Source organism: Aquimarina sp. (genome assembly GCF_977115655.1).
In genome coordinates this window covers 35,342-60,165 of record NZ_CDSBKO010000019.1, presented here as the reverse complement: position 1 = coordinate 60,165, position 24,824 = coordinate 35,342, and the positions used below count along the sequence as shown (strand labels likewise).

26 protein-coding genes are annotated in these 24,824 nt (G+C 31.1%); 13 read left to right on the top strand and 13 right to left on the bottom strand.

All coding sequences use genetic code 11. From position 1 onward, the window contains the following. Positions 1-41 precede the first annotated feature (41 nt). The 4 genes from ACZIYX_RS10105 to ACZIYX_RS10090 all read left to right on the top strand — a co-directional run bounded on the left by ACZIYX_RS10105 (position 42) and on the right by ACZIYX_RS10090 (position 2,969). Entirely contained in the window at positions 42-1,382 is a 1,341-nt protein-coding gene (locus tag ACZIYX_RS10105) for a 2TM domain-containing protein (RefSeq protein ID WP_462682109.1), read from the top strand. Between the two features lie 2 nt (positions 1,383-1,384). After that, complete coding sequence (locus ACZIYX_RS10100) at positions 1,385-1,741, top strand: 2TM domain-containing protein (RefSeq protein ID WP_462682108.1); 357 nt, start codon at positions 1,385-1,387, stop codon at positions 1,739-1,741. Between the two features lie 18 nt (positions 1,742-1,759). Beyond that, on the top strand, positions 1,760-2,068 hold the full coding sequence (locus ACZIYX_RS10095) for a 2TM domain-containing protein (protein ID WP_462682107.1): 309 nt from the start codon (positions 1,760-1,762) through the stop codon (positions 2,066-2,068). A 145-nt stretch (positions 2,069-2,213) separates the two neighbouring features. Further along, positions 2,214-2,969: a LytR/AlgR family response regulator transcription factor gene (locus tag ACZIYX_RS10090; protein WP_462682106.1), complete on the top strand. Its 756-nt coding sequence runs from the start codon at positions 2,214-2,216 to the stop codon at positions 2,967-2,969. A gap of 292 nt (positions 2,970-3,261) precedes the next feature. On the opposite strand, the gene ACZIYX_RS10085 is transcribed toward ACZIYX_RS10090, so the two are convergent. Both ACZIYX_RS10085 and ACZIYX_RS10080 read right to left on the bottom strand, forming a co-directional pair. Next, positions 3,262-4,065 carry a lysophospholipid acyltransferase family protein gene (locus tag ACZIYX_RS10085; RefSeq protein WP_462682105.1) on the bottom strand — a complete coding sequence of 268 codons (804 nt, stop codon included), beginning with the start codon at positions 4,063-4,065 and terminating at the stop codon, positions 3,262-3,264. A gap of 43 nt (positions 4,066-4,108) precedes the next feature. Beyond that, positions 4,109-4,753, bottom strand: coding sequence for an NUDIX hydrolase (locus ACZIYX_RS10080; protein WP_462682104.1), 645 nt, complete (start codon positions 4,751-4,753; stop codon positions 4,109-4,111). On the opposite strand from ACZIYX_RS10080, the gene ACZIYX_RS10075 reads away from it, so the two are divergent. Further along, entirely contained in the window at positions 4,747-5,481 is a 735-nt protein-coding gene (locus ACZIYX_RS10075) for a peptidylprolyl isomerase (protein ID WP_462682103.1), read from the top strand. The two genes, ACZIYX_RS10080 and ACZIYX_RS10075, sit on opposite strands and share 7 nt — an antisense overlap. 189 nt (positions 5,482-5,670) lie before the next feature. Here the strand turns inward: ACZIYX_RS10075 and ACZIYX_RS10070 are convergent, their stop codons facing one another. After that, on the bottom strand, positions 5,671-6,396 hold the full coding sequence (locus ACZIYX_RS10070; RefSeq protein ID WP_462682102.1) for an RDD family protein: 726 nt from the start codon (positions 6,394-6,396) through the stop codon (positions 5,671-5,673). Between the two features lie 39 nt (positions 6,397-6,435). On the opposite strand from ACZIYX_RS10070, the gene ACZIYX_RS10065 reads away from it, so the two are divergent. From ACZIYX_RS10065 to ACZIYX_RS10040, 6 genes are read left to right on the top strand one after another with little or no spacing between them, the layout of a single operon-like run. Beyond that, positions 6,436-7,404, top strand: a complete 969-nt coding sequence (locus ACZIYX_RS10065) for a stage II sporulation protein M (protein ID WP_462682101.1) — start codon at positions 6,436-6,438, stop codon at positions 7,402-7,404. Further along, positions 7,385-8,308 carry a hypothetical protein gene (locus tag ACZIYX_RS10060; protein WP_462682100.1) on the top strand — a complete coding sequence of 308 codons (924 nt, stop codon included), beginning with the start codon at positions 7,385-7,387 and terminating at the stop codon, positions 8,306-8,308. Before ACZIYX_RS10065 ends, ACZIYX_RS10060 begins: the two co-directional genes overlap by 20 nt. A 52-nt stretch (positions 8,309-8,360) precedes the next feature. After that, positions 8,361-9,041, top strand: coding sequence for a hypothetical protein (locus ACZIYX_RS10055; RefSeq protein WP_462682099.1), 681 nt, complete (start codon positions 8,361-8,363; stop codon positions 9,039-9,041). Beyond that, complete coding sequence (locus ACZIYX_RS10050; protein ID WP_462682098.1) at positions 9,034-10,221, top strand: DUF4350 domain-containing protein; 1,188 nt, start codon at positions 9,034-9,036, stop codon at positions 10,219-10,221. Before ACZIYX_RS10055 ends, ACZIYX_RS10050 begins: the two co-directional genes overlap by 8 nt. 9 nt (positions 10,222-10,230) lie before the next feature. Then, entirely contained in the window at positions 10,231-11,223 is a 993-nt protein-coding gene (locus tag ACZIYX_RS10045; RefSeq protein ID WP_462682097.1) for an AAA family ATPase, read from the top strand. Then, positions 11,223-12,557, top strand: a complete 1,335-nt coding sequence (locus tag ACZIYX_RS10040; RefSeq protein ID WP_462682096.1) for a DUF58 domain-containing protein — start codon at positions 11,223-11,225, stop codon at positions 12,555-12,557. The genes ACZIYX_RS10045 and ACZIYX_RS10040 overlap by 1 nt, the downstream gene beginning before the upstream one ends. Positions 12,558-12,628: 71 nt before the next feature. On the opposite strand, the gene ACZIYX_RS10035 is transcribed toward ACZIYX_RS10040, so the two are convergent. Genes ACZIYX_RS10035 through ACZIYX_RS10015 form a run of 5 tightly spaced genes read right to left on the bottom strand, consistent with a single transcriptional unit; the run spans position 12,629 to position 17,804 of the window. Further along, positions 12,629-14,062 carry a hypothetical protein gene (locus ACZIYX_RS10035; protein ID WP_462682095.1) on the bottom strand — a complete coding sequence of 478 codons (1,434 nt, stop codon included), beginning with the start codon at positions 14,060-14,062 and terminating at the stop codon, positions 12,629-12,631. Beyond that, entirely contained in the window at positions 14,063-14,800 is a 738-nt protein-coding gene (locus ACZIYX_RS10030) for a class I SAM-dependent methyltransferase (RefSeq protein WP_462682094.1), read from the bottom strand. A gap of 9 nt (positions 14,801-14,809) precedes the next feature. Next, positions 14,810-15,745 carry a glycosyltransferase family 2 protein gene (locus ACZIYX_RS10025; protein ID WP_462682093.1) on the bottom strand — a complete coding sequence of 312 codons (936 nt, stop codon included), beginning with the start codon at positions 15,743-15,745 and terminating at the stop codon, positions 14,810-14,812. Next, positions 15,735-16,781: a DegT/DnrJ/EryC1/StrS family aminotransferase gene (locus ACZIYX_RS10020; protein WP_462682092.1), complete on the bottom strand. Its 1,047-nt coding sequence runs from the start codon at positions 16,779-16,781 to the stop codon at positions 15,735-15,737. The genes ACZIYX_RS10025 and ACZIYX_RS10020 overlap by 11 nt, the downstream gene beginning before the upstream one ends. Before the next feature lie 42 nt (positions 16,782-16,823). Further along, positions 16,824-17,804, bottom strand: a complete 981-nt coding sequence (locus tag ACZIYX_RS10015; RefSeq protein ID WP_462682091.1) for a GDP-mannose 4,6-dehydratase — start codon at positions 17,802-17,804, stop codon at positions 16,824-16,826. 1,489 nt (positions 17,805-19,293) lie between these two features. Here ACZIYX_RS10015 and ACZIYX_RS10010 point away from each other — a divergent pair. After that, positions 19,294-19,476 carry a hypothetical protein gene (locus tag ACZIYX_RS10010; protein WP_462682090.1) on the top strand — a complete coding sequence of 61 codons (183 nt, stop codon included), beginning with the start codon at positions 19,294-19,296 and terminating at the stop codon, positions 19,474-19,476. Positions 19,477-19,717: 241 nt separating this feature from the next. On the opposite strand, the gene ACZIYX_RS10005 is transcribed toward ACZIYX_RS10010, so the two are convergent. Genes ACZIYX_RS10005 through ACZIYX_RS09995 form a run of 3 tightly spaced genes read right to left on the bottom strand, consistent with a single transcriptional unit; the run spans position 19,718 to position 22,048 of the window. After that, positions 19,718-20,137 carry a DUF3293 domain-containing protein gene (locus ACZIYX_RS10005; protein ID WP_462682089.1) on the bottom strand — a complete coding sequence of 140 codons (420 nt, stop codon included), beginning with the start codon at positions 20,135-20,137 and terminating at the stop codon, positions 19,718-19,720. Beyond that, positions 20,076-20,993 carry a hypothetical protein gene (locus ACZIYX_RS10000; protein WP_462682088.1) on the bottom strand — a complete coding sequence of 306 codons (918 nt, stop codon included), beginning with the start codon at positions 20,991-20,993 and terminating at the stop codon, positions 20,076-20,078. The genes ACZIYX_RS10005 and ACZIYX_RS10000 overlap by 62 nt, the downstream gene beginning before the upstream one ends. A 2-nt stretch (positions 20,994-20,995) precedes the next feature. Beyond that, positions 20,996-22,048, bottom strand: a complete 1,053-nt coding sequence (locus ACZIYX_RS09995) for an NAD-binding protein (RefSeq protein WP_462682087.1) — start codon at positions 22,046-22,048, stop codon at positions 20,996-20,998. A 526-nt stretch (positions 22,049-22,574) separates the two neighbouring features. Between ACZIYX_RS09995 and ACZIYX_RS09990 the strand changes: the two genes are divergently transcribed. Next, positions 22,575-23,525 (top strand): LysR substrate-binding domain-containing protein, encoded by a 951-nt coding sequence (locus tag ACZIYX_RS09990; protein WP_462682086.1) that lies wholly within the window; start codon positions 22,575-22,577, stop codon positions 23,523-23,525. Positions 23,526-23,541: 16 nt separating this feature from the next. Here the strand turns inward: ACZIYX_RS09990 and ACZIYX_RS09985 are convergent, their stop codons facing one another. Both ACZIYX_RS09985 and ACZIYX_RS09980 read right to left on the bottom strand, forming a co-directional pair. Next, on the bottom strand, positions 23,542-23,739 hold the full coding sequence (locus tag ACZIYX_RS09985; RefSeq protein ID WP_462682085.1) for a hypothetical protein: 198 nt from the start codon (positions 23,737-23,739) through the stop codon (positions 23,542-23,544). Between the two features lie 132 nt (positions 23,740-23,871). After that, entirely contained in the window at positions 23,872-24,672 is an 801-nt protein-coding gene (locus ACZIYX_RS09980) for a TIGR00266 family protein (protein WP_462682084.1), read from the bottom strand. Between the last annotated feature and the right edge of the window lie 152 nt (positions 24,673-24,824).

Below are 24,824 nucleotides of genomic sequence, written 5' to 3'. Positions count from 1 at the left end.
ATCACCTTCTTAATGAGGTTTTAAAACAAAAAGAAATATAGATGAATGATATAAAAAAAATAGCTCTTGTTTCACTTGTAATCTCTGTTATTGTTGCATTGGTGAATTTATCTGTAAACGGGTTTAATTTTGAACGAATCCTTACTATAAAATGGTGGAGCATTGCGTTTTTGTATTCTTTTTCTTTAACATACCTCAATTCTCTTTATTTTAATTTTATCAATCATAAATTAGAATGGAAGAACAAAGGACTACAAAGAGTTTTAATTGGAGCCGGAGGCTCTATAATTATAACAATGGCAGGATATGCAATATGCCAGTTTATTGTTGCTGTAATTATACTAAAAAGCCAAACAAGCTCAGAATTTATTGCAGATCAATCGCTCAAAGACTACGTTTTTCCTTTATTATTAACCATTATAGCTTCTCTGTTTTTTCACTTAGTATACTTTTACAGAGCTTTACAAGAAAAGAAAGTTACAGAACAAAAAATAATTGCAGGAACTGCTTCAGCTAAATTTACTGCTTTAAAAAACCAACTGGATCCTCATTTTTTGTTTAACAGCCTTAACGTATTGACTTCTTTAATTGAAGAAAACCCAAAATTAGCACAAAAGTTTACTACCTCTTTATCCAAAGTGTATCGATATGTTTTAGAACAAAAAGATAAAGAACTGGTTACTATAGATGAAGAGCTAAATTTTGCACGAACTTATATGACGTTAATAAAATTACGTTTTGAAGATAGTATCCTGTTTGAAATTCCAGAAAAGGCATCTAATCCAGAAGCCAGAGTGGTCCCTTTATCCTTACAAATACTATTAGAAAATACCGTTAAGCACAATATCGTGATGCCACAAAAACCTTTGCATATCAAAATTTATGAAAAAGATAACTTCTTGATCGTTGAAAACAATTTACAACCCAAAGAAATTATAAAACAAAGTATTGGTGTGGGATTAGTAAATATACATCAACGATATGCCTTACTAACCAAAAGAAAATTTTCGGTATACAAAACAGACCATGCTTTTATTGCCGAGTTACCTATACTAACAAAACAAATAAAATTAATGGATGCTACAATTTCACAAGATATCGAAGAGATCAAAAACCTTAAGTATCAAAGAGCTAAAGAAAGAGTAAAAAAGATAAAGGATTTTTATGGTAGCTTAACTGCATATTGTATTATAATACCATTTCTAATATTTATAAATTATAAAACAAATGGGTTTAGCTTTCCCTGGTTTTTCTTTCCGTTAGCTGGTTGGGGAATTGGACTTATTTTTCATGCTTCAGATGCTTTTGGCTTTCATATCTTGGGCAAAGATTGGGAAAAAAAGAAAATACAAAAATATATGGAAGAATCTAAACGTAAATAATTATGAATACTCCGGAAAAACTACAGGACAGATATAAAAGAGCAAAAAAACGGGTAGAAGATGAAAAAGGGTTCTACAATCATCTTACCGTTTATATTGTAATAAATATTCTGATTATATGTGTAAATCGTTTTATATACACAAATAACGATAACGCCTTTACTGACAAAGGTTTTATAGACTGGCTAAACTGGAATTTACTAGCCACTCCCGTTTTATGGGGAATTGGCTTATTAATTCATGGTGTACGTGTATTTAAAAAAAAGACATATTTAAGTACCATATTTAAAAAATCTATTTTTGGATCTGAATGGGAAAAACAAAAGATTAAAGAATTAATGGACAAGGAAGACTTTTAAACTATAACCATTTAAAAAATGAAAGATTTGAATGAACAAAAAAGATATGAGCGCGCCAAAAACCGGGTAGAAGAACTAAAAAAGTTTTATAACAACCTCATCTCCTATATAATAATTATAAGTTTTTTGGCAGGTATAAATTATTATCAAAACGAATGGAGGTATGCATGGTTTTTATGGGCTGCATTTGGTTGGGGGATTGGTATTATTTTTCACGCAATTAAGGCATACAGAATTAATCCTATGTTTAATAAAGACTGGGAAGAACGAAAAATCAGAAAATACATGGAAGAAGAGCATGATAACAATAAACAACTATGGGAGTGAGCCAGTTAGGTCGGAGGTCAGAGGTCAGAGGTCAGAGGTCAGAGGTCAGAGGTCGGAAGCACGAAGATCAAAATCAGGAGTAAAAGCAAACTTCCGGCATCGGTCTTCGGACTTCCAGCATAATTCAAAAAACTAAAATATAAAAATGAATGTTATAATCATCGAAGACGAAAAACCAGCAGCAAGACGTCTTGGCAGAATGCTTAACGAACTAAATATAGAAGTACACACTATGTTGCACTCTGTACAAGAATCTATCGATTGGTTTCGTAATAATAAACACCCGGATCTAATATTTTTGGATATCCAGCTAAGCGATGGGTTATCTTTTGAGATATTTGATGCGGTAGCTATAAAAAGTTCTATAATATTTACCACTGCTTATGATGAATACGCTCTTAAAGCTTTTAAATTAAATAGTATTGATTACCTTCTTAAACCAATAGATGACGAAGAGCTAGAAGCAGCTATAGCCAAATACAAAGAACAAGTACCTCAAAAAAAACACCTGCAAGTAGATTTTGAAGACATAAAAAAGCTATTAATAAATCCAATAGACAGGATCTACAAAAAAAGATTTACTGCCAGAGTTGGTCAACATTTAAAAATATTTTCTGTAGAAGAAATCGAATGTTTTTATTCTGAAAACAAAGGCACCTATCTACACACTACAGATAACAGAAATTACTTAATAGACACCACATTAGAATCTTTGGAAGAAGAATTAAACCCACAACAGTTTTTTAGAACCAGTAGAAAATTTTATATCAATATAAATGCGATAAGTGATATCATTTCTTATACCAACTCCAGACTACAAGTAAAACTTAATCATTTTAAGGATCAAGAAATCATCGTAGCAAGAGAACGGGTAAAAGATTTTAAAATGTGGTTAGAATAGTTTTTTATTTGTTTGTTATAAAAAAAATATCCCTGTTTATATCCAAGAAAGAGTAGAATCTAAAAAAAAAGAAGCTATCTAAAAAATATATAGATAGCTTTTTTTTATAAACGAACTCATCTTGACTTTTTCTATTTCCTAAAAAAATGGCTGAAATTTACCCATATTTCGTTACTTTTCTTACCCGTAGCGCTGCTATGGCTTTCAAAAAGTGCCTCATCTGGTCAAATTTCAACTCATTTTCGGTTAAAAACAAAAAGTCAAGATGAGTTCAACTATAAAGAGAGAATCTTTAATATTCCCACTTTCTTTTCTTGTCCAGTTCTCGTTCGGCATCTAACTCTTCTTGAGGAATAACTTTTAAAAAAGAAGGATGTTGCTCAATAGCAAACTCTAATTTACTTACAATATCATCAATAGAGTCATTATCATAGTCTATATCTAATGGTTCTTTTATTACCATAGATTGCAATATTCCTCGTTTTTTTATTCGAATCCCTTTTTTATCAAAAGATCTTCTAAAACCATCTATTACAATAGGAATAACGATTGGCCTGTATTTTCGTATAATATGAGCCGTTCCTTTTCGAATAGGATTAAATGGTTTTGTGGTTCCTTGCGGAAACGTAATTACCCATCCGTCCTCTAAAGCTCTGGAGATATTTGTTATATCGCTCATCTTAACCTGGCGATTAATATCTTTACCCTTGTCTCTCCAGGTACGCTCTACAGTTATTGCTCCTGCATAAGCCAAAATCCTTGCTAAAAGACCAGCCCTCATGGTTTCTTTTGCCGCTACATAATATAAATTAAGTTTAGGTTGCCATAAATACCCTACATTTTTTATAGAATCTGTACGTCCGCTTAAACTAGCATTAAATACATGAAACATAGCAACAACATCCGCAAAATAAGTTTGATGATTCGATACAAACAATACACCATTATCAGGAAGGTCTTTAAATATTTCACTTCCTTCTATCTGTAATTCATTAAAACCTCTGTATCGGCTATGCGTTAACCCACCCATAATACGGATAAGCCATTTTTTTAAAAATAATATATGTCCAAATGGATTTCTTTTAAATAATCCCATGTGTAAAAAAGCAGTTGTGTTTAGTAACGCCAAATATACAAAATCATAATTCCATAGACGTCTTTAAAAGCATTTTAAGCTCACTAAGCATCATTGCTGTTGCACCCCAAACAACATAACCATTTAATTCAAAGGAAGGTACCTCTATATTTTTAGCATACGAAGTAGTCATTTTTTTAGTAATCACATTAGCCTCATTAAGTAATTCAAACAAAGGAACCTCGATAACTTTGGCAACTTCTTCTTCTTGAATAATAAAATTGGGCCTTTGTTCTGCAAACCCCAAAAATGGATGTACCCAAAAATTAGAAGGAGGTATATATACTCTGGTTAGCGATTTAAGAACCGTAACGGCATCTGTAGGAACCCCCACCTCTTCCTGTGTCTCGCGCAATGCAGTCTCTGTATAATTCAAATCAAAAGCTTCTACTTTACCTCCTGGTAATGCTACTTGCCCAGAATGCACTCCTTCATACTCCGGACGTAAAATCAATGCGAAATGAGAAATGGCCTTTTTGGGGTAAAAAAGCATCATTACTGCCGCATTACGAGGATTTTTTTCCTCTATCTTTAAACGGTTTAATTCGTTTAAACGAACCTCTGGAGCCATAATATAATGAGAGGATTCTCCTGGTACTGACATTTTTTCTATTTTTGGTATTAAATCTTTAAACGTTTCAAATGTCATTGACCAAATCTATTTTATGTTTTTGTATAGCTATTATCATATTCTCTAATTGTGAAGATACACATTCTAAAAAAAATAAACAGAATGCAAAGACAAATATAGACTCTGTTTTTGTAAATAAAAAAGAAACTAAAGGGAGTAGTACTATCCAAAAGGATAAAATTTTGGAAGAAGAGCCTTTTAAATTGACCAATGATAATTTAAGAGAGTTTATGACACAATACGGAAAAGATAATCCAGAGACCTTGGTTAAAATAAATACCCGTTATGGGGATATACATATCAAGTTATACACAGAAACACCTGTACACAGAGCTAATTTTATTTATTTGGTAAAACAAAAATATTTTGATGAAACATTCTTTTACCGTGTTGCAAAAGGGTTTGTTATACAAGGCGGTAACAGTGACCGGCAGCAAATGGCAAATAAACGTTTTGAAATAGGGGATTATACTATACCACAAGAGCCCGTTAATGGACTAAAACACGTAAGAGGTGCGGTTGCTTTATCCAAACAATGGGTGGATAACCCATCTAATCGTTCTACCCCATTTGAGTTTTTTATTGTAATTGCAAAAAAAGGAGCTGCCCATCTGGATGGAGAACATACTATTTTTGGAAAAGTCGTAAAAGGTATGGAAGTAGTGGATAAAATCTCTAATGTACCTGTAGATGCCAGCGAATGGCCTAAAGAAAATATTTTTATAAAAGCCGAAGTAATGGAGTAGTATTTGAGTTTGTGAGTTCTTGAGTGTTTTAGTCTACAATATGAATCCTTAAAGATTAAAGTCCTGATTCTGGGGGCTGAGGCTCTCGAAGCTCCATCTACACCACTGCGATACACATCTGCATCGCTACAATAACCAAATACATATCTGCATTAAACAAATATGCATCTGCAATACCCAAAATCTATTTTACAGCTTTTGCGTATAATAATTATAATCCTTCAAAATAATGTCCAAAAACTGTCTGTCATACAAATCAGACTTAATTTCTAAAACCTCCTCTACCCGATTGCGTAACTCTGTCATTGTTTTAAAATCATTGGATCTTAAAGCAATATGATATGTTTCTTTAATTAATCGAACATCTTTATCAGACAGTTTGGTAACGTTCAAAAATTTAGGTTGATACTCTTCTTCTACTTCTTCAAGAATCGTATGCGAAATTTTCACTTTCTGTTTTGTAGTAATAACCACTGTGCCAGCAGCAGCATCCCCTATTCGTTGGTGTTTATTAGAAAACAAAATACTTAAAATCCCTATAGAGCCTAAAAATATCCAGATATCTACCAATCGTAACAACCAACGTATCATATAATTACTCCAATTAGCAGGTAACCCATCTACCCGTACTACCCTGGTTTTTAAAACCATTTTACCTACAGTTCTTCCATTAAAAACAATATGCATAAATAAAGAGTAAAAAGATATTGGTAAAAACAAAAGGGATTGTATACCAAAAACGGTCCAGTTATCTATAAACGCAGTTCCTAATAAAGCTGTGATAAAATTAACTATAAATAAATACAGCCATAATATAAAAGCATCTATTAAAAAAGCCAGTATTCGTTCTCCAATGCCAACGGTCTTATACGCCAGATTTACGTTTTGTGTAGTATTAATTGCTAAATTTGCCATTTATAAGTAAGTGATTATCTTTATCTCAAAAATTGATAGATGCGGGAAGCAGCTTTTGTGAAGCAAAATAAGGAAAAATGGATAGCTTTTGAAAAAGCTATCACAGAAAATTTTAAGATCAGCCCAGATCAGCTTGCAGATTATTATATACAATTAACCAATGATCTGTCCTATGCACAAACCTATTACCCTGATAGTAAGACACTTTTATATCTAAACTCTCTTGCCTCACAGGCTCATCAAAAAATATACAGAAACAAAAAAGAAAATAAAAACAGGATTATATCTTTTTGGAAAACAGAGTTTCCTTTATTTTTTTATGCACATCAAAAAACGCTGTTGTATACGTTTATCCTATTTGGCGTTGCTTGCTGTATAGGAATACTATCTGCAATTAATGATGCTTCTTTTTTACGATTAATACTTGGGGATGCCTATGTAAACGAAACCTTGAACAACATCGAAAAAGGAGATCCTACTGCCATTTACAAAAGTGGCAGTATGGCAGGTTCCTTTTTAGGGATTACCATAAACAATATTAGAGTAGCCTTTATTGCTTATGCTTTTGGCGTTATTACTTCGGTAGGAACAGCATACATTTTATTTAGCAATGGGGTTATGTTAGGAGCGTTTATGACGTTTTTTTATACCGAAGGATTATTGTTTGAAGCTTCAAAATCTGTTTGGCTACATGGCACTATAGAAATTTCTGTAATTGTTATTGCCGGATGCGCAGGATTGGTTATGGGTAATAGTATTTTATTTCCAAAAACATTTTCAAGACGGGTATCTTTTATGAAAGGTGCTAAAAATGGGTTAAAAATTGTGGTAAGTACCATCCCTTTCTTTATTATTGCTGGTTTTATCGAAGGTTTTATAACGCGATATTCTAATATGCCCGTATGGCTTGCAATGACTATAATTTTTAGCTCTTTGGCTCTGATTATATTTTATTATATAATATACCCCATTATTTTAAATAAAAATTATGAACGAAAATTACATTGAACTCAAACAACGCAGAGATGTAGGAGAAATAGTCTCTACTTATTTTGATTTTTTAAAACAAAATATAAAAAGCATTACCAACATTTTTATATCCTACAATGGTATTTTTATATTCTTATTACTTGGGGCAAGTTATTTACTGGTTACAGGTTTTATAGGAATATTTAATGCCGAATCCGGTTTTGAAAATTCTAATATGAGCGAAGCTACTATCTATATTGGTCTTGGGGTAATTCTGTTTTTTGGTGTTTTTATCACTATAGCTGCCTTAAACTACAGCTTGGCATCTGCCTATATGATCCAATATGATAAAAAACAACAAATTATAAAAAACAGAAAAGAGGTATGGGCTATAGTAAAAAATAACTCTAGTAATATAATTGTATTTATCCTTTTATTAGTAGTTATATATATAGCGTATAGCATTGTAAACTTTATAGTAAGTATTATACCTATACTGGGGTTATTTGCCAGTATAATAATGAGTTTTGGTGTTTCTTCATGGTTTGGTGTTTCATTTATGGTTATGTTTCATGAAAACAAAAGCCCTACAGAAGCATTAGGCGAAGGCTGGGATCTGGTAAAAAATAATTTCTGGAAATGTGTAGGAACCAATTTTATTTTAGGAATGCTTATTGGCATACTTCTATTGCTTCTTTTAATGATACCAGGGGTTATTGTTGGGATTTATACATTTCATGTCGTGGATAGTGGTTTTAATGTTGGGGACTCTATAGTAGCAAAAATTATTTATACGCTTGGGCTTTGTATCTTGCTTATAGTTTCTGCCTATTCACAATCCTTATCCCAATTTGTGAATGGTATTTTGTATTTCTCTCTTCACGAAGAAAAATATAACACACATACCCGCGAAAAAATCAATCAAATTGGAGCAAGTGAATAAAAATATTTTCTACATATTTTGCTACTTGTCTATTGCTTTTTTAAGCTTGCCTATGGCTGCACAAAAAGACTCGTTAAACATAACTATCAAAATAGATAGCAGTAAGATTATACACCAAGGTTTTTCAGAAAACCTTAGCCAAAAATATAATGGTAAAGAATTTGAATATGATACTCTTGAGGGAGAAACACAAAATCTTTTAGCACGTGCAATCGATTGGCTTTTTGGTGGATTAAAAGATGTTTTTGGGATTGACATACCCCCGGAGCTTGCTAAATTAATAGAAAATATTATTTATATACTATTAATAATTGTAGCCATTTATTTTGTAATTCGAATACTTACCGGTAAAGATGCTGTCTCCTTTTTTAAGAACAAAAATAATCTGGTAGCCCCTATACAAATAACCGAAGAACATATAGAAAATATAGATCTCAATGAATTAATTACCAATGCGATTACCACAAAAAATTATCGTCTCGCAATACGATATATGTATTTAAAGGCACTACAAGATTTATCCATAAAAAATATTATTCAGTATCATTTTGAAAAAACAAATACCGATTATTATAAAGAAATAACAGACTCCTCGCTAAAAACTAATTTTAACAGAATATCCTACTTATATGACTATATCTGGTATGGTGAATTTGATTTAGACGAAGAAGGGTATCAAAATGCCAAAAAATCATTTGATCTGTTACACACAAAAATGAATAACCTTGGATAAAAAATCTAGAAACATACTTATTCTGTTTGGAGCTGCATTACTTGCTATCATTATAATTGAGGTAACCAGACCAAAACCTGTTAATTGGAAACCTAGTTATACCTCTGTAGATAAAATTCCGTTTGGCAGCTACATTCTTTATAAAGAGCTTACCGAAACTAATAAAGACAAAAATGTAACCTTAGTTTCTAAGAACCCTTATGAGTTCTTAAGCGATTCTACATACAATACCAATTCTGCATACCTGTTTATCAATACAAATCTTGATTTTGATAAACGATCTTACGAAAAATTAATAGCATTTGTAAGGCAAGGTAACTCTGTATTTCTGGCAGGAAGATATTTTGGAGAAGTGCTAAAAGATTCATTACGTATCGAAACCGATATTGATTATCAAATAACCGAAGAAGAAATTACACCCACATTTTTTTCGTCCTATCTACAACAAGACTCCTTACCTAAGTTTAAAAAAGGGGTTTACAAATCTGTTTTTAAGAGTTTTGATACTACTAAAACTAAAGTGCTTGGGTATCTAAAAAATGAAGAAGAAAAACTAAGTCAGATAAATTTTATAAAAATTACCGAAGGCAAAGGAGAGATCTATTTAAACACCATCCCCGAAGCTTTTTCTAATTATTATATGCTAAAAGATAATGGCAAATATGCTGCTAACACTCTATCCTTTTTACAAAACAATCCTACTTTGTATTGGGATGATTATCTAAAATCTGGTCGTAAAATTATAGATTCGCCTATGCGATTTGTATTAAACCAAGTCCCCCTGCGATGGGCATATTACCTTTTAATTACCGGATTATTGATTTTTATCCTTTTTAAAGGAAAAAGAGAGCAACGAATTATTCCTGTTGTAGAACCACTACAAAACACCTCTATCGAATTTGCTAAAACCATAGGGGATCTTTACTTTCAGCATAAAGATTATAGCGATATTATTTCTAAAAAGATCACATACTTTCTAGAAAAACTAAGAAGCCAATACTATCTAAACACCAACGAATTAGACGCAAAGTTCATCAATAAATTAGCAGTAAAAAGCGGTCATTCTGTTACCGACACCAAAGAATTGGTAGATCATATTCATGCTCTAAAAGGAAGAATTGCACATACCGAAGCTGATCTAATTGCACTAAATAAAAAAATAGAAAAATTTACACTATAGATATAGATTATGGAAGAAACAAATGAAAACCCTATAGAATTTAATACCAGAATAGATCTAAAAAATTTACAAGAAGCAGTACAGCAAATTAAAAATGAGTTAGGTAAAATTATTGTTGGGCAGCAGGATATGATCGAATTATTAATCTTATCGATACTAGCCGATGGCCATTCGCTTATTGAAGGTGTTCCAGGAGTAGCTAAGACAGTAACCGCAAAGCTACTTGCCAAAACAATGAATGTAGGTTTTAGCAGAATCCAGTTTACTCCGGATTTAATGCCTAGTGATATTTTAGGAACCTCTGTATTTAATATAAAAACCTCAGAATTTGAATTTAAAAAAGGTCCTATTTTTTCTAATATCATATTAATCGATGAAATTAACCGTGCGCCTGCAAAAACACAAGCCGCAATGTTTGAGGTTATGGCAGAACGCCAAATTACAATCGACGGTATTGAAAATAAAATGCAAGCACCATTTTTGGTATTTGCCACACAAAATCCAATCGAGCAAGAAGGCACGTATGCCTTACCAGAAGCACAATTAGACCGTTTTTTATTTAAAATAAATGTTGGATACCCATCTCTGGAAGAAGAAGTTAAAATTCTTGAAGGGCATCACCAAAGAAAAAATGTAGTTGCTACCGATGCAATTCAACCTGTTCTGGATGCTGCACAGATTGCAGAATATCAAGAAACTATTAAAAGTATTATTATCGAAGATAATCTGTTAAAATATATAGCATCGATTGTAAATAATACCCGTAACAATGGTAATTTATACCTTGGTGCTTCTCCCAGAGCCTCTATAGCAATAATGAACGCTTCTAAAGCACTTGCTGCAATTAACGGACGGGATTTTGTAACCCCAGACGATATTAAAAAAGTAACTCCTGCCGTGCTTAGACATCGTATTATATTAACTCCAGAACGAGAAATGGAAGGTTTTACTACAGAAAAAGCAGTATTACAAATTATAGAAACTATAGAAATCCCCAGATAGTGAGAACTTTTTTAAAAAGTATATATCTTAAAAAATTATTCTTTATCGCATTCTTTGGCATTGCGGTACTGTTTATTATTTCTTACTTTTTCGAGAATATATTTAGCATTGCCCGATTATTCTTTTTTATACTTATCATAGCATTGGTATTTGATATATTACTGCTATATAAAAATAAATTAGGAACCCAAGCCAACAGGGTTTTACCCGAAAAGTTATCTAACGGAGACTCAAACGATATTGAGATTACTATAACCAATCGATATCAGTTTAAAAGTACTATTACTATTATTGATGAGTTACCAGTACAGTTTCAACATAGAAGTTTTCATATAACATCCTCCTTAAAACCTTCTCAAGAAAGAAAATTTACATATACTGTTCGACCAACACAGCGAGGAGAATATCATTTTGGAAACCTTAATATTTTTACCTCCTCTCCTATTGGTTTTGTATCCAGAAAACAACAGTTTTCTACAGAAGCTATGGTACCTAACTACCCTTCGTTTCTACAACTTAAAAAATATGAATTTGTAGCTTTTACCAATAGATTAAAATTATACGGACTTAAGAAAATAAGAAAGATAGGAAATACTCTGGAGTTTGAACAAATTAAAGAATACGTATCTGGCGATGATATTCGTAACATTAACTGGAAAGCTACTGCAAAGAGGAACCATTTAATGGTGAATCAATATCAGGACGAAAAATCACAACCTATCTACTCTGTTATCGATACGGGTCGTGTTATGAAAATGCCTTTTAATGAATTAAGTTTACTGGATTATGCTATTAATGCTACACTTGTGATTTCTAATATTGCAATCAAAAAACAAGATAAAGCAGGTATGTTTACTTTTTCGCGCAAAGTAGAAAATACCGTGGTAGCACAACGACGAAAAAGCCAAATGAAATTGGTTCTGGAAACTTTATATAACATTACTACCGATTTTGCAGAATCTGACTTTGCCAGGCTATATATCGATATAAAAAGGAATATCACCCATCGTAGCCTGTTATTGCTATACACCAATTTTGAAACTTTAGATGCACTGCACAGACAACTACCCTATTTGCAAGCAATTGCCAAAACACATCTACTGGTAGTGATTTTCTTTGAGAATACTGAGTTAAAATCTATTTTGGGGATTCCTGCTAGCTCTACACAACAAATTTTTGAAAAAACCATTGCCGAAAAATTCGTTTATGAAAAGAAAATGATTGTTAACGAGCTAAACAAGCATGGTATACACTCTATCCTTACTGCTCCGGAAAACCTTACCATAAACACCTTAAACAAATATCTGGAAATTAAAGCAAGAGGGCTTCTATAATTTATCTTGACTAACTATAACGTATGATTTATTATTAAAACAAAACAATAATTACCTCAATGATTACGCTTTTATTTTTTCAGGACACTAATATATGTGTCTGTTAAATCTCTCTTTACTTCTCTTTTTAAAGTAAGCCCCGATATTACCTGATAATCTTTAAACTCTTTAAGATGGGCAAATTTTGGTCCTATAACAATGTAGCTTCCTTTTTTTAAGCTTTCCTGTATTTTATTTATTGTTAGTTCACTTGGAAATTTATATCCCAAAGTTTCAAAATTTGGTGAATCGTATTTGCACAAAAAATAATATGACGTAGATATTGAGTACAAATAAACTTTTTCGTTTTCTGGCAAAACAGATTTAAGAACTGGTATGTTTATGCTTTGTTCTTCATGTATTACTTTTTTATATTTATAATTATTATATAATTTAAAAAAGGATACTACTATAAAAAAAAGGCTAAATACTTGCAAAATCCTGTACTGGCTTTTGTGCCTCCGTTTATATAGCCTTACTACAACAATAATAGCATAAGGAGTTATCAATTGAAAATAATGATCGTAATAGGCAAAATATAATTGGCTTAATGAGCCTAATAGCAACAGTAATGAAAACCTGGTCTTTTTGGAAGGTATTTTCCCCTTTTTACGGATAAATACTAATGGGATCATGATGATAAAAGGAAACTTTAAAACAAATTGCCATAATCGTTCCATCAAACCTTTTAATGAATATCCAATTCCTGTGATATATTCGTCTCCCTTTAATGCAGATATGCCAAATAACCGACAGATAAAGTTTTGTGCAGTAAGTCCTTCAAAGGCTACAAAATATATTCCCAATAAAAACAAAGGGATCAAAAAACCAATACAAAGAAAAAGGGCACAAAAAAGGAAGTTTCTTCTGTTATTTGCTTCGTTATACAAAAAATATAAAAATGCAGGTAATATAAAAATACCATATTGTTTTGAAAAAAAGGCAAGAAACACAAATATCCCACTTAGTAAAAGCATCCATCTATTTGTTTTATATACAAGTAGTATGCTTAGAGCAATTAACTGAAATAATAGTACATAAGGTTCTAATAAAATATGGAACCCTTCTAAAGTAAAATTTGCGGTTATGAGTACTAGTGTAAAAAACAAACGCCTATTCTTCTTTACATCAAAATATGCCAATACTTTATAAAAGAAAAAACCAATCAAAGGGTATATGACATAAGCATATACAAATAACATACTTAACCCTGTATCTTTATTGAAATAAAAAGGTATAGAATATATATACATTACCAAAGGAGAGTAACTGCAATTAAGATCCTTAAAAAAAGACATCCCCCCGGCCAAATCATAGGCTATTTTTAAATAATAGCCAGAATCATCTCCAATGGATGGGTACTTAAAAGTTATAAATAAATATCCTAAAATTAATATAGAGAACATACTTATACAGGATAAGTAAAAAGTTGTGTTCTTTGAAGAAGAAAAAATCGTATTCGCCATTTATCTTTTTTTAGCAACAATAAACAAAGAACTCCCTAAAGGAATATTCCCAACATTTAATATATAATAATTTTCAATCCTTCCTAAAAGACTAAAAAAAGCATTTACATATTTTGGTATTTTTTGAACATCAGAGTTTGTTTGTTTATCTCCTAATATCTTGCGTAGTCCTTTTTGTAAAATAATAATAAAAAACAGGTGAGGCATTCTATAGGTAGCTTTTTCAACAGAAAAACCAGCTTTTTTTATCTGTGCCACAAAAGATTTTTTTAAAAATCTTCGTTTTGTAAACACTACTTCATCGTGTTCTCTTTTTAAAAGGTTGAAAGCTGGTAAATTGATAATTAACAACCCGTCTTTTTTTAGGTTTCTGTAAAATTTTTGTAAGACCTCATCTTCATTTTTGATTGCTTTATGGTACAAAACATCAATAGATGTTATTATATCGTAACCTTCATTTTTAGAATCCCCCCATGTATTCAAATTGTCCTGATATACTTTTTTAAGCCCTCTGCTTTTTGAATAATATACTGCATCTTCAGAGTAATCAATGCCAGAAACATCACCAAACTCTTGTAATAGCTCCATCATTCTTCCCGTTCCGCAGCCAGCATCAAAAATGGTAAGGTCTTTATTTTTTTTTCCGGATATAATTGAAATAATTAAACGGTGCAAAGTTTTATACCACCAAAATTCATTTTCATGCAGAAACATGTTTTTATATTCTTTCTTTTCCATTAATTAGGATTATTTTACAAATGATTTTCGAATAGAATACTGGGGCTTTTTATTTTGAGACATAAACATTCTTCCCAAATACTCCCCAACCATTCCTAAAGCCATTAATTGTATCCCAGAAAATAAAGACACCAAAATAATTATGGTAGTATATCCCATGGGCAAATTAGGGTTTAAAAATTTTTCGATAATTGCAAAAATACCATACCCAAAACCAAATAATGAAAAGAAAAAACCAATCCCCAAAGAAAAACGCAATGGTAAGATGGAAAAATTAGTAAACATATTCATCCAAAGAGAAACTAGTTTTTTTAAGGTATAATTTGATTTACCTTCTGCTCTTTTGCTATGTTCTACTCTAATTTTACCAATATTATTTGTTGTTCTTAAAATTAGCCCATCTATATATGGAAATGGTAAATTGTATTTGATAATCTCTTCTACCAAAAATTTATTTATAATTTTAAAACTGGATAAATATAATTTTTTAGGCTTTTTAAGTAATACATTAGCCACTATATCATTAAACTTGCTCCCTAAGTTTCTAAAATACGAATGTTCTTTTTTATCATAAAAAGTATACACAACATCATTATTGGTTTCAATTGCATATTCAATTAATTTTATAACCTCAGATACGGGGTTTTGAAAATCATCGTCCATGATTACAGTATAATCTCCTGTAACTTGATTAAGTCCCGCCATAACAGCATTATGTTCTCCTACATTTTTGGAAAGGCTGAAAAACTTTACAATCTCTTTATATTTTTCAAAAACTGCAATGCAAATTTCTTCAGAGTTATCTGGTGAACAATCATTTACTAATACAATTTCCAACTTATATTTTATCTGTAATGTGTCTATAAGAAGGGATACCAGATTTGCAATAGATTTTGCTCCGTTATAAACAGGTATTACAATGGATACTAAATTTTTATCTGCCATAATTATTTATTACCGTAACAATTTTATGCAATTTTTCTTCTGATAATTCCGGATAAATAGGCAAACTCAGGATTTTGCTTGTAAAATCCTCTGCATATTTTAATTTCTCTTCTTTTTGATCCAAAAAAGCTTTTTGTTTATGGATTGGTATTGGATAATGTATCCATACTTCAATTTCATTAGAGTTCAAATAACCGATCAACTTATCTCTGTCTGGTACTTTAATCACAAATAAATGATTGGCAGAACTCCCATAATTGTGTTCTTCCAAAAATTCGACTCCTTTAATGTATTTTTTATAATAAGCAGCAATATTTGCCCTTTTATCATTCCATTCATCCAAAAAAGAGAGTTTTACCCTTAAAACGGCAGCCTGGATTTCGTCTAGGCGGCTATTAATCCCGTTGTATTCATGATGATACCTCTTTGTTTGCCCATAATTTCTTAATGACAATAATTTTTTATAGATTATTTCATCATTGGTTATAACCGCACCTGCATCCCCGTATGCCCCCAAATTTTTTGTTGGGTAAAAAGAAAAAGCCCCGCAACTTCCTATTGTCCCGCATTTTTTATTTTTATAAGTAGCCCCCACAGCCTGGGCACAATCTTCTATAACAATCAGGTTATGATCTTTAGCAATTTTTATAATGGGATCCATATCGCAACTTTGCCCATATAAATGTACTGGAATAATTGCTTTTGTTTTTGCATTGATTTTTTCTGTAACCTTGGTATAATCTATCAATCCATCTTTTTCAAAAACATCTACAACAACTGGTTTTGCACCAGATTGTATAATTCCTGTAATTGTAGGAAAAGCGGTAACACTTGTAGTAATTACTTCATCCTCTGCCCCTATTTCGTTTGCCATTAAACAAAGGGTCAGGGCTTCTGTACCAGATGCTACTCCTACACAAAAATTTGCATTTAAGTAGTGTGCAAATTCTCGTTCAAAATTTGCAACTTCTTCTCCCAAAACATACCAACCACTATTCATTACTTTAGAAATTGCCTCGTCTATAAGCGGTTTCATGTTTTGATAATGTTTCTTGAAATCATTAAAAGGGATCATCATCTAAATATAATCGTTTAAGTTATTTTCATAATATTTTAAAGTTCTTTCAATACCTTCTTCAAATGTAATTTTTGGAGACCATCCCAAATCTTTTTTTATCTTATTATAATCCCCGTAAAAATCACCTATATCAATATTTTTTCTATCCTCAGGAAAAGGGATATTTTTATAAGCTCCTTTTTTATAGGCTTCTACCATAAGAGCTGCGGTAGTATTTAAAGAAATCGGAGCTTCGTTTCCTAGATTATAAATTTTTCCGCTTGTTTTATCCGATAAAGCTACCAGAAGAAAAGCATCTACAACATCATCTACATAATTATAGTCCCTGATCTGTTTACCGTCACCAAAAATCAAAAAGGGTTTATCTTCTAAAAGATTTCGAATCCATATCCCCAAAAAAGTCTGTCGTGCATCTTTAATTCTCAATCTTGGCCCATAAGTATTTGTTAACCGAAGGACGCTCGAATTAATTCCGTATACATTATTATAAAGTATATGATAACTTTCTCCGGACATTTTATTAATTCCGTTTATATCTACCGGAATTATAGGATGGTTTTCATCTACAGGTAAATATTGAGGTTTGCCATATAACTGTCTGGTACTTGCAAATACAATCTTTATATTCGGATTATGTTTCCTGCAAGCTTCTAAAATAGATAATTGTGCTTTTGTATTTATTTCAAGATCCTGAAAAGGATTGGTCATAGAATCTATATGGCTGGTTTGCCCCGCCAGATTAAAAAGATAATCCTGATCTTTAATCAACCATTTTATTGAAAATTCGTCCCTAACATCTGAGAAATTAACAGCAACCTTATCTTTAATTGATTCGATATTTTTCAAATTCCCGCCATATTCGGGAATCAGACTATCGATAATTGTAATTTTTGCCCCTAGCTCAACTAGTTTTATGGATAAATTAGAACCTATAAAACCAAGTCCGCCAGTTATCAAAACCTTCTTATTTTTAAAACCCATTATTTATTTAAAAGTTTCTTCTTTATATATAAAATATCCATCTCTTTTTTTGGCATGTTGTATGCACAACATTTAATATATGTATTACCCTATCCCAAAAGTGTTAAATTTATTACACCCTGCATTTTTTTTATTCATAAGTCAATTACCCCGAGGCAAACCCCAGAAAATTAAACTCCACAATGCGAATCAAAATTATCTAAAATTGCTTAATGTTGTTTTTACTATTTAAAAAAAATCAATCCAACATTAAGCTCAAACTGGTTATATTATTGCATTACCTGATTGCATAAATATTTTAAACACTTTTGTTTTCAATCAACACTCGATAAGCTCAAAAAGTATGCCCTCTAAAAAGGATATTTTATTTTTGAGGCAAGCTCAGAATAATGAACCCTTTAATGTGGGATTCAAAAAAAAACACAAATCACTTCTATGACGAACAAAAACAGAAAAACACGTAACCGGTTTTATAAAAAATTGATCCTGTAAAAAAAAACAGAAATGTTCTTGATTTCTAATAAGGTTTCAATTGATATACCTAATTTCATAAAAACCTTATTATCTGCATAAAAGCAGTTTGATCACGAATCAATTTTTCTGAATTAAAAATCTTTACTTATAATATCATGTCATTAAAATCAAATAAAAAATTTCTTTTACTACTAAACAGATTTTTTTAAAAATTATTCAACTTGTATTATATATCAAAAAATCTTATTCATAAAAGAAGTACCGGATGTACAGGATAAATCTTTAAAAATATCGTGTATAACTATAATCATGGTTTTCTTATTATCTTTTTTATATATTTTTCGGAAACCACATCCTGATCGTGTTAATAAAAATTACTTAATATTAGTACTATCGTTAAAAAAATCTTCATTCATTTATTTTAACAACCAAACCAAGATGGTATATCCAAATAAATCAACAACCTTAAAACATGACCATAAATTATGTTTCCAAAAAATATATTTCATTTTCGAGGCTAGCCCCGGTAAATTAAACCCTTAATAAGGGATTAAAGCATTGATCTTTTGCCATCACAAATCTACATTGAAGTAAAAACAGACGAAATACCATTTGGTTAAGAAAAGTTTATTATTGAGTAAATTTCATGTTAAAAATTGTTTCTCCAAAATAACCGAAATGCTTTTTTCTGTTTAATAAAGAGTCCTGTAAAACCTTAAATCTTTTCAAGAAGCCCAAGAGATAGATATTTTTAACCCGAATTATCAATGTCGTTAAGTTAAGATTTTTTATAGTATTATGCCTGAGGTCGAAAACCATTAAAATCAACATTTTTAATACATTTTGACGAGCTTTTGGGAATAAAACGCTTAATGAGGAAAAAATATAATTGGTATAAAAAACAGACGTACATTTCGTCCTTAAAAAACAACAACCCGGTTATTATTATTCGTATACCTATAAAACTTTACAGATCTTTGAATCATCAAAAACAAATAACCAAAATTTTTATCTTATGAAAACCCTGGTTTCTTTAGCCACACTTTTAATACTCTCTATTTTCATACAAACACAAGAAAGAAAAGAGGAAATCACGACCAATGTAACTTTTCTAAATATAACAAGTTCTGCTAGTGAAATTATTTTTGGGTTGTACAACGAAAATACTGTAATAAAAACAGATTATTATAAAAAGTAAAACTACAAAATACTATTTATCAATGGTCCCGAAAGACACTTGTGTTATCTCTTGTTTTATAGCAAAACCCAAATAACCAAAATGATTTTTGGACTATAACATAGTATAAATTTAAGCTATAGCCAACCAATCCCGGATAACCCTTAATTTTAAGTAGGCGTCTTAAAGGTATCTATATCTAAACAAGGGTATAACGGTTTTTATACGCATTGAGCAACAAACAAAATTGCTTCTTAATATTTTATACCAAAAAAAGCAGCTCTGGAGTTGAATTGGCACTACCATATACTATTGCATTTTGTTTAAAAAGGTTACCTATCTCTATAGCCTGTTCTTTATTAATGTTGTAGACAAAAAAACTTTTTTCAGAACTCCAACTATCATCTTCAGGAACCCCTTCGGCATCAAAAAAAAGAAAGTTCTTTATTTCTATTATTTTCTTTAATTTTTTATTGTTATCCTCATTATCGTTTAAGGAACAAAGTTCAGAGTATGGATTGTATGCTGTTATAATAGCCCATTTTGTAATTTTTTTGATCGAACAAAAATCCATAAACTCTTCATTAAACTCAGAAATATGTAAACTATATTCTTTGTTTTTAGTATAAACTATATATGTCGTTTGTAAATATGCTTCTTCGAGATGCTTTTCTATACCCATGTGTATGTATTAAATTTAAAAAGGGGTTCCAGTGTTTTAATAAAGTACCATATACAATATTGTTTTGTTCTAATAATCTAATACCACTAACTGCTTCTGGTAACAGAATCATTTTTTGTTTTGCAAATGGTCTTTCAACTGGGTGCAACCACCCTTCTTCATTTTTATTATATAATTCTGAATTGCTTTTTCGCATGTGCGGACCATAATTTACCCAACAATTTTGCCCTCTGGTTTCTGTAGTTATTGCTGCTCTGGCCAAAGGGGTAAACATCTGACTGTGCGTTATCCATGCATAGTCTTCTCCGATTGGTCCAAAGCTATATCCATAAGCTGCATGCCCAAAAATATCGTGGATAATTCTAAATACATCATTAATCAATAATTCATAACCATTGATTACGATTCCTGTTTTGTTAAGCATAATGTTATCTTTTTCATCACATTCTTCCTCTCCAAAACCACATTCGGTTTTAAAAAAATACATGTGATAGTTATGCAAATCATTAAGCATTTCAAAGCTATTTTTATAAGGCTCTCCTTCTCCTTCATAAGGTTCAAAGTATATTTTCATATCACTATTTTGCAGAAACTCAAATTGCCATATAACTTCCTTTGCCAACTGTTCGTATGCTGCTCTTACAAAAATATCATTTGGTTTGGCGTTTATAGATTCATATAAATCTGCAATCATCATTCCTACAACTTCATTCATTTTATGAGTATATTGAAATCCGTAATGCGGAATTTTAAATTCGTTTTTATACTCTGCTTCTATTGCTGTAAAGATTGGACATTTTCCTCCCTTCAGTGTTTTTAAATAGCAATATTTTACTATTTTTTTTAATTTTTTCATTACTATTTTAATTTTTCGTTAAAAATATGTTCCCATTCAGTAACTATTTCTTCTGACAAAAATTCGGGAAACGGATGTAACCCATTTTGTAGATTTGCATATAATAAAAGATCTATCCCCATGTTATGAGCATAAAATACAGGGTCTAAATATCGAATTAGAGTTGGATGGTCGATAAAGAAGTTAATTGGTTTTTTATCACACATAACATCTTTATTTTCAAAACCATCCCCAAATTCATCCTCACCTCCCATATTTGCCAAATAACATGAAGCAAAAGCTTTTGGGTCATAGCTTTTGGAAACTACATTTTTTATCCCTGTAGCTGTAACAACTGCAAATGTTTCTGATGCCAGCTTTTCTATATATTCTTTATTATTAGCAGATACAGGAGTAAGTCCTTCTTCTAATGCTTTTTTTAGATTATCTTCTAATATGTCTATAACGACAATATCCTTGGTGTATTTTTTTAAATAATGTACTATCCCTTTTCCTACTTTTCCATATCCAAAAACCATAAACTTTTTATCCTTTATATTTTCATTAGATAATTCTATAAAAGCTCTTACAAACGCTTCACCTGTTCCCAATACAGCTTCTAAGTTTTTGATCTTACTTTGATCTACAGAAATAACAGGGTAATTGGTTTTTGCTTCTCTATATTTATTTGTGCCTGTACCTGTAATTTCTACTGTTCCTATTTTAGGGGTGGCCAGTCCTAAAAGTTCCCCTGCGCAATCCATACAAATATCATAAGAGAGGTTTTGTGGTATAACTTTTTCTACCCAATTCCCTCCGGATATTATAAACTGATTAAGCAAATCAGGATCTACTTGCATAAAACTTGGAGAAGTTATTGTTAACTCTGCTCCTCCTGCATATAAAATTTCCAGTTTCAGAACAGTTTCTTTGGTAAATGGTATATTATGAAGGATTTTGACACCTTTATAAGGTTGTGTTGCCCTAACTCTTTCTAGTTGTTTTTTCAAAAAAGGTAGCTGAGTTATATCGTACTCCTTTTTTATACTATTAATGAAATCAAATATTTTTATCATATATAATGTGGGGTTATATTAAAAGATATTTTTTGTTTACTACTATAACCATTAAAACAAAATCCAACCGATAGTGTTATTCTGGCCTTTGAGGAAATTTTCAAGTAAAGACAAATGGAATTATAAACATAATATCATTTGAATTTGTCGAAAACATAATATGATGACAGGGTTATTATAGATTAAAATCGTAATGACTTTAAAAGTTTTAATCCACTTATATCCTGTTTTTAAAAAGCAGAGGTGATTAGTCTTGAAGTAACTAAGTTTTAATTTTTATCATAGTATAGTATATTTATTGTTGGTTTTGCAATGCTAATGTATCAATAATACATACTATCTGTTTTTTTGTGTGATTCTTATAATTTATCTTCTTATAAAAAAAATTTATGTAGTTTTTTTTAAGCCACTTGAACAATTAATATTAATGTGAAGAAATTTTACAATAGATAAAACAAATTTTTAATAATTATTTAATAAATAACATCAATACCTTTTATACTTTTGTTCTCCAATAATATGAACTATGACTATTACTCAATTAAAATATGTTTTAGCAGTAGCAGAGCATCAAAATTTTACTAAAGCTGCAGAAAAAACTTTTGTTACGCAACCTACCTTAAGTATGCAAATTCAAAAACTAGAGGAAGAACTGGATATTCTCATTTTTGATCGTAGTAAAAAGCCAATTGAACTAACTGAAATTGGCAATAAACTTGTGCAACAAGCGCGAAATATTGTAAATGAAAGTGAGCGTATCCAGGACATTGTGGATCAACAAAAAGGGTTTATAGGTGGAGAGTTCAAATTGGGGGTAATCCCTACGGTAATGCCAACATTACTGCCTATGTTTTTAAATAATTTCATAAAAAAATACCCAAAAGTAAAATTAAAAATTGAAGAGTTAAATACCGAAGTAATTATAGAACGATTAAAGGATGGTCATCTGGATGCTGCAATTGCAGCTACTCCACTAGAAAACGAGTTTATAAAAGAAAGGGTTTTATATTACGAACCTTTTGTGGGGTATATTCCTTATAATCACAGACTTAATAAAAACAAAAAAATTGATGCCTCAGATCTGGATATCGATGACATGCTACTACTTGAAGACGGTCATTGCTTTAAAGATGGGGTAATAAATTTGTGTAAAACAAAAAAAAGTTATGAAGACGATCATTTTCAATTAGAGAGTGGAAGTTTTGAAACCCTTATAAAATTAGCAAACGAAGGGTTGGGTATGACACTTCTACCATATTTACACACTTTGGATATAAAAGAGAGCGAGAAAAATAACCTGCACTATTTTAATGATCCATCCCCTGCAAGAGAAGTTAGCCTTATTTTTAATAAAAGTGAGCTAAAAATGCAGATTATAGAAGCTTTGCATTCTACTATAGCCGGAGTTGTAAAAGGGGCTATTACTTTTCAAAATGTGCAAATTATAAGCCCTTTAGCAAAAATAAAAAGCGACTAAATAGCCGCTTTTTATTTTATGTTTTTAGATAGATTAAACAAGATTCTAATTCTGGTTGTTTTACTGTTAGAGATTTAATCCAGATTTTCAATTCTTCAATTTCGTGTGGAAGCAGTCTGTTTAGTGCTTTTAGAACTTCCTTTGTAAAAAGATTAACATCAAAACTCACTTTATTTAGTACAGTTTTAGTGTAATCAAACATTGCTCTAGCCATAAATTAACAGGGGTTAAAAAACATTATGTTTAAATAAAAAATGTAGGAATAATCCTATAGTTTTTAAAATTACTATAGCTAATATATGCAAATAAAACCATTAGATAGTATTTTAGCGATTATTTAACATTGTTAAAAATTGTTGTCGCCATCCAAAAGATCTCCTATACCTCCCAGAATACTTCCTTCTCCTTTACTTTTACCTCCTGATCTTGGAGCTAAAGCCAAAACCCTGTTAGCTAACCTGCTAAAGGGCAAGGATTGAATATATACTACTCCCGGGCCTGTTAAGGTTGCAAAAAACAAACCTTCTCCTCCAAAAATAGTATTTTTTATACCTCCTACAAACTCAATATCATAATTTACACCTTGAGAAAAACCAATAATACAACCTGTATCAACTTTTAATTTCTCGCCTGGTTGTAGTTCTTTTCTACAGGTAGTACCCCCGGCATGAACAAAGGCCATACCATCCCCTTCTAGCTTTTGCATAATAAACCCTTCTCCTCCAAATAACCCTCTGCCCAACTTTCTGGAAAACTCTATTCCGATGGACACCCCTTTGGCTGCACATAAAAATGCATCTTTTTGACAAATAAATTTCTCTCCATAATTAGTTAAATCTATAGGAATAATTTTACCCGGATAAGGAGAAGCAAAACTTACTTTCTTTTTACCGTTTACTTGATTATAAAAAGCTGTCATAAACAAACTCTCTCCTGTTAATAATCGTTTACCCGCTCCAAAGATTTTGCCCATGACCCCTTTATTCTTATCTGAGCCATCTCCAAAAATTGTGTCCATTTTTATACCATCTTCCATCATCATAAAACTTCCCGCCTCTGCAATTACTCCTTCTTGCGGATCCAGTTCTATTTCTACATATTGCATTTCTTCTCCTATTATCTCATAGTCAATTTCGTGTGCTGTCATTTTTTTAATGTTTAAAATTATTTACCTGTATCATTTATGATAGGGTAATGAATAGTCTATTAATAAGTAAACACTTTTAACAAAGTGTTACATATTGGGTGTTTATTTTTAATTAACAACCCCGGGGACAAACTCGTGGATATGTTTACAAA

What these genes read in the sequence shown, in the direction of transcription:
- ACZIYX_RS10015 (WP_462682091.1), bottom strand. Translation starts at nt 17,804, where the DNA reads ATGGGTTTTAAAAATAAGAAGGTTTTGATAACTGGCGGACTTGGTTTT.
- ACZIYX_RS10020 (WP_462682092.1), bottom strand. Translation starts at nt 16,781, where the DNA reads ATGAAACCGCTTATAGACGAGGCAATTTCTAAAGTAATGAATAGTGGT.
- ACZIYX_RS10095 (WP_462682107.1), top strand. Translation starts at nt 1,760, where the DNA reads ATGAAAGATTTGAATGAACAAAAAAGATATGAGCGCGCCAAAAACCGG.
- ACZIYX_RS10000 (WP_462682088.1), bottom strand. Translation starts at nt 20,993, where the DNA reads ATGAAAAAATTAAAAAAAATAGTAAAATATTGCTATTTAAAAACACTG.
- ACZIYX_RS10060 (WP_462682100.1), top strand. Translation starts at nt 7,385, where the DNA reads ATGAACGAAAATTACATTGAACTCAAACAACGCAGAGATGTAGGAGAA.
- ACZIYX_RS09990 (WP_462682086.1), top strand. Translation starts at nt 22,575, where the DNA reads ATGACTATTACTCAATTAAAATATGTTTTAGCAGTAGCAGAGCATCAA.
- ACZIYX_RS10080 (WP_462682104.1), bottom strand. Translation starts at nt 4,753, where the DNA reads ATGACATTTGAAACGTTTAAAGATTTAATACCAAAAATAGAAAAAATG.
- ACZIYX_RS09995 (WP_462682087.1), bottom strand. Translation starts at nt 22,048, where the DNA reads ATGATAAAAATATTTGATTTCATTAATAGTATAAAAAAGGAGTACGAT.
- ACZIYX_RS10035 (WP_462682095.1), bottom strand. Translation starts at nt 14,062, where the DNA reads ATGGCGAATACGATTTTTTCTTCTTCAAAGAACACAACTTTTTACTTA.
- ACZIYX_RS10100 (WP_462682108.1), top strand. Translation starts at nt 1,385, where the DNA reads ATGAATACTCCGGAAAAACTACAGGACAGATATAAAAGAGCAAAAAAA.
- ACZIYX_RS10045 (WP_462682097.1), top strand. Translation starts at nt 10,231, where the DNA reads ATGGAAGAAACAAATGAAAACCCTATAGAATTTAATACCAGAATAGAT.
- ACZIYX_RS10065 (WP_462682101.1), top strand. Translation starts at nt 6,436, where the DNA reads ATGCGGGAAGCAGCTTTTGTGAAGCAAAATAAGGAAAAATGGATAGCT.
- ACZIYX_RS10010 (WP_462682090.1), top strand. Translation starts at nt 19,294, where the DNA reads ATGAAAACCCTGGTTTCTTTAGCCACACTTTTAATACTCTCTATTTTC.
- ACZIYX_RS10055 (WP_462682099.1), top strand. Translation starts at nt 8,361, where the DNA reads ATGGCTGCACAAAAAGACTCGTTAAACATAACTATCAAAATAGATAGC.
- ACZIYX_RS10090 (WP_462682106.1), top strand. Translation starts at nt 2,214, where the DNA reads ATGAATGTTATAATCATCGAAGACGAAAAACCAGCAGCAAGACGTCTT.
- ACZIYX_RS09980 (WP_462682084.1), bottom strand. Translation starts at nt 24,672, where the DNA reads ATGACAGCACACGAAATTGACTATGAGATAATAGGAGAAGAAATGCAA.
- ACZIYX_RS10105 (WP_462682109.1), top strand. Translation starts at nt 42, where the DNA reads ATGAATGATATAAAAAAAATAGCTCTTGTTTCACTTGTAATCTCTGTT.
- ACZIYX_RS10085 (WP_462682105.1), bottom strand. Translation starts at nt 4,065, where the DNA reads ATGGGATTATTTAAAAGAAATCCATTTGGACATATATTATTTTTAAAA.
- ACZIYX_RS10005 (WP_462682089.1), bottom strand. Translation starts at nt 20,137, where the DNA reads ATGGGTATAGAAAAGCATCTCGAAGAAGCATATTTACAAACGACATAT.
- ACZIYX_RS10075 (WP_462682103.1), top strand. Translation starts at nt 4,747, where the DNA reads ATGTCATTGACCAAATCTATTTTATGTTTTTGTATAGCTATTATCATA.
- ACZIYX_RS09985 (WP_462682085.1), bottom strand. Translation starts at nt 23,739, where the DNA reads ATGGCTAGAGCAATGTTTGATTACACTAAAACTGTACTAAATAAAGTG.
- ACZIYX_RS10025 (WP_462682093.1), bottom strand. Translation starts at nt 15,745, where the DNA reads ATGGCAGATAAAAATTTAGTATCCATTGTAATACCTGTTTATAACGGA.
- ACZIYX_RS10030 (WP_462682094.1), bottom strand. Translation starts at nt 14,800, where the DNA reads ATGGAAAAGAAAGAATATAAAAACATGTTTCTGCATGAAAATGAATTT.
- ACZIYX_RS10070 (WP_462682102.1), bottom strand. Translation starts at nt 6,396, where the DNA reads ATGGCAAATTTAGCAATTAATACTACACAAAACGTAAATCTGGCGTAT.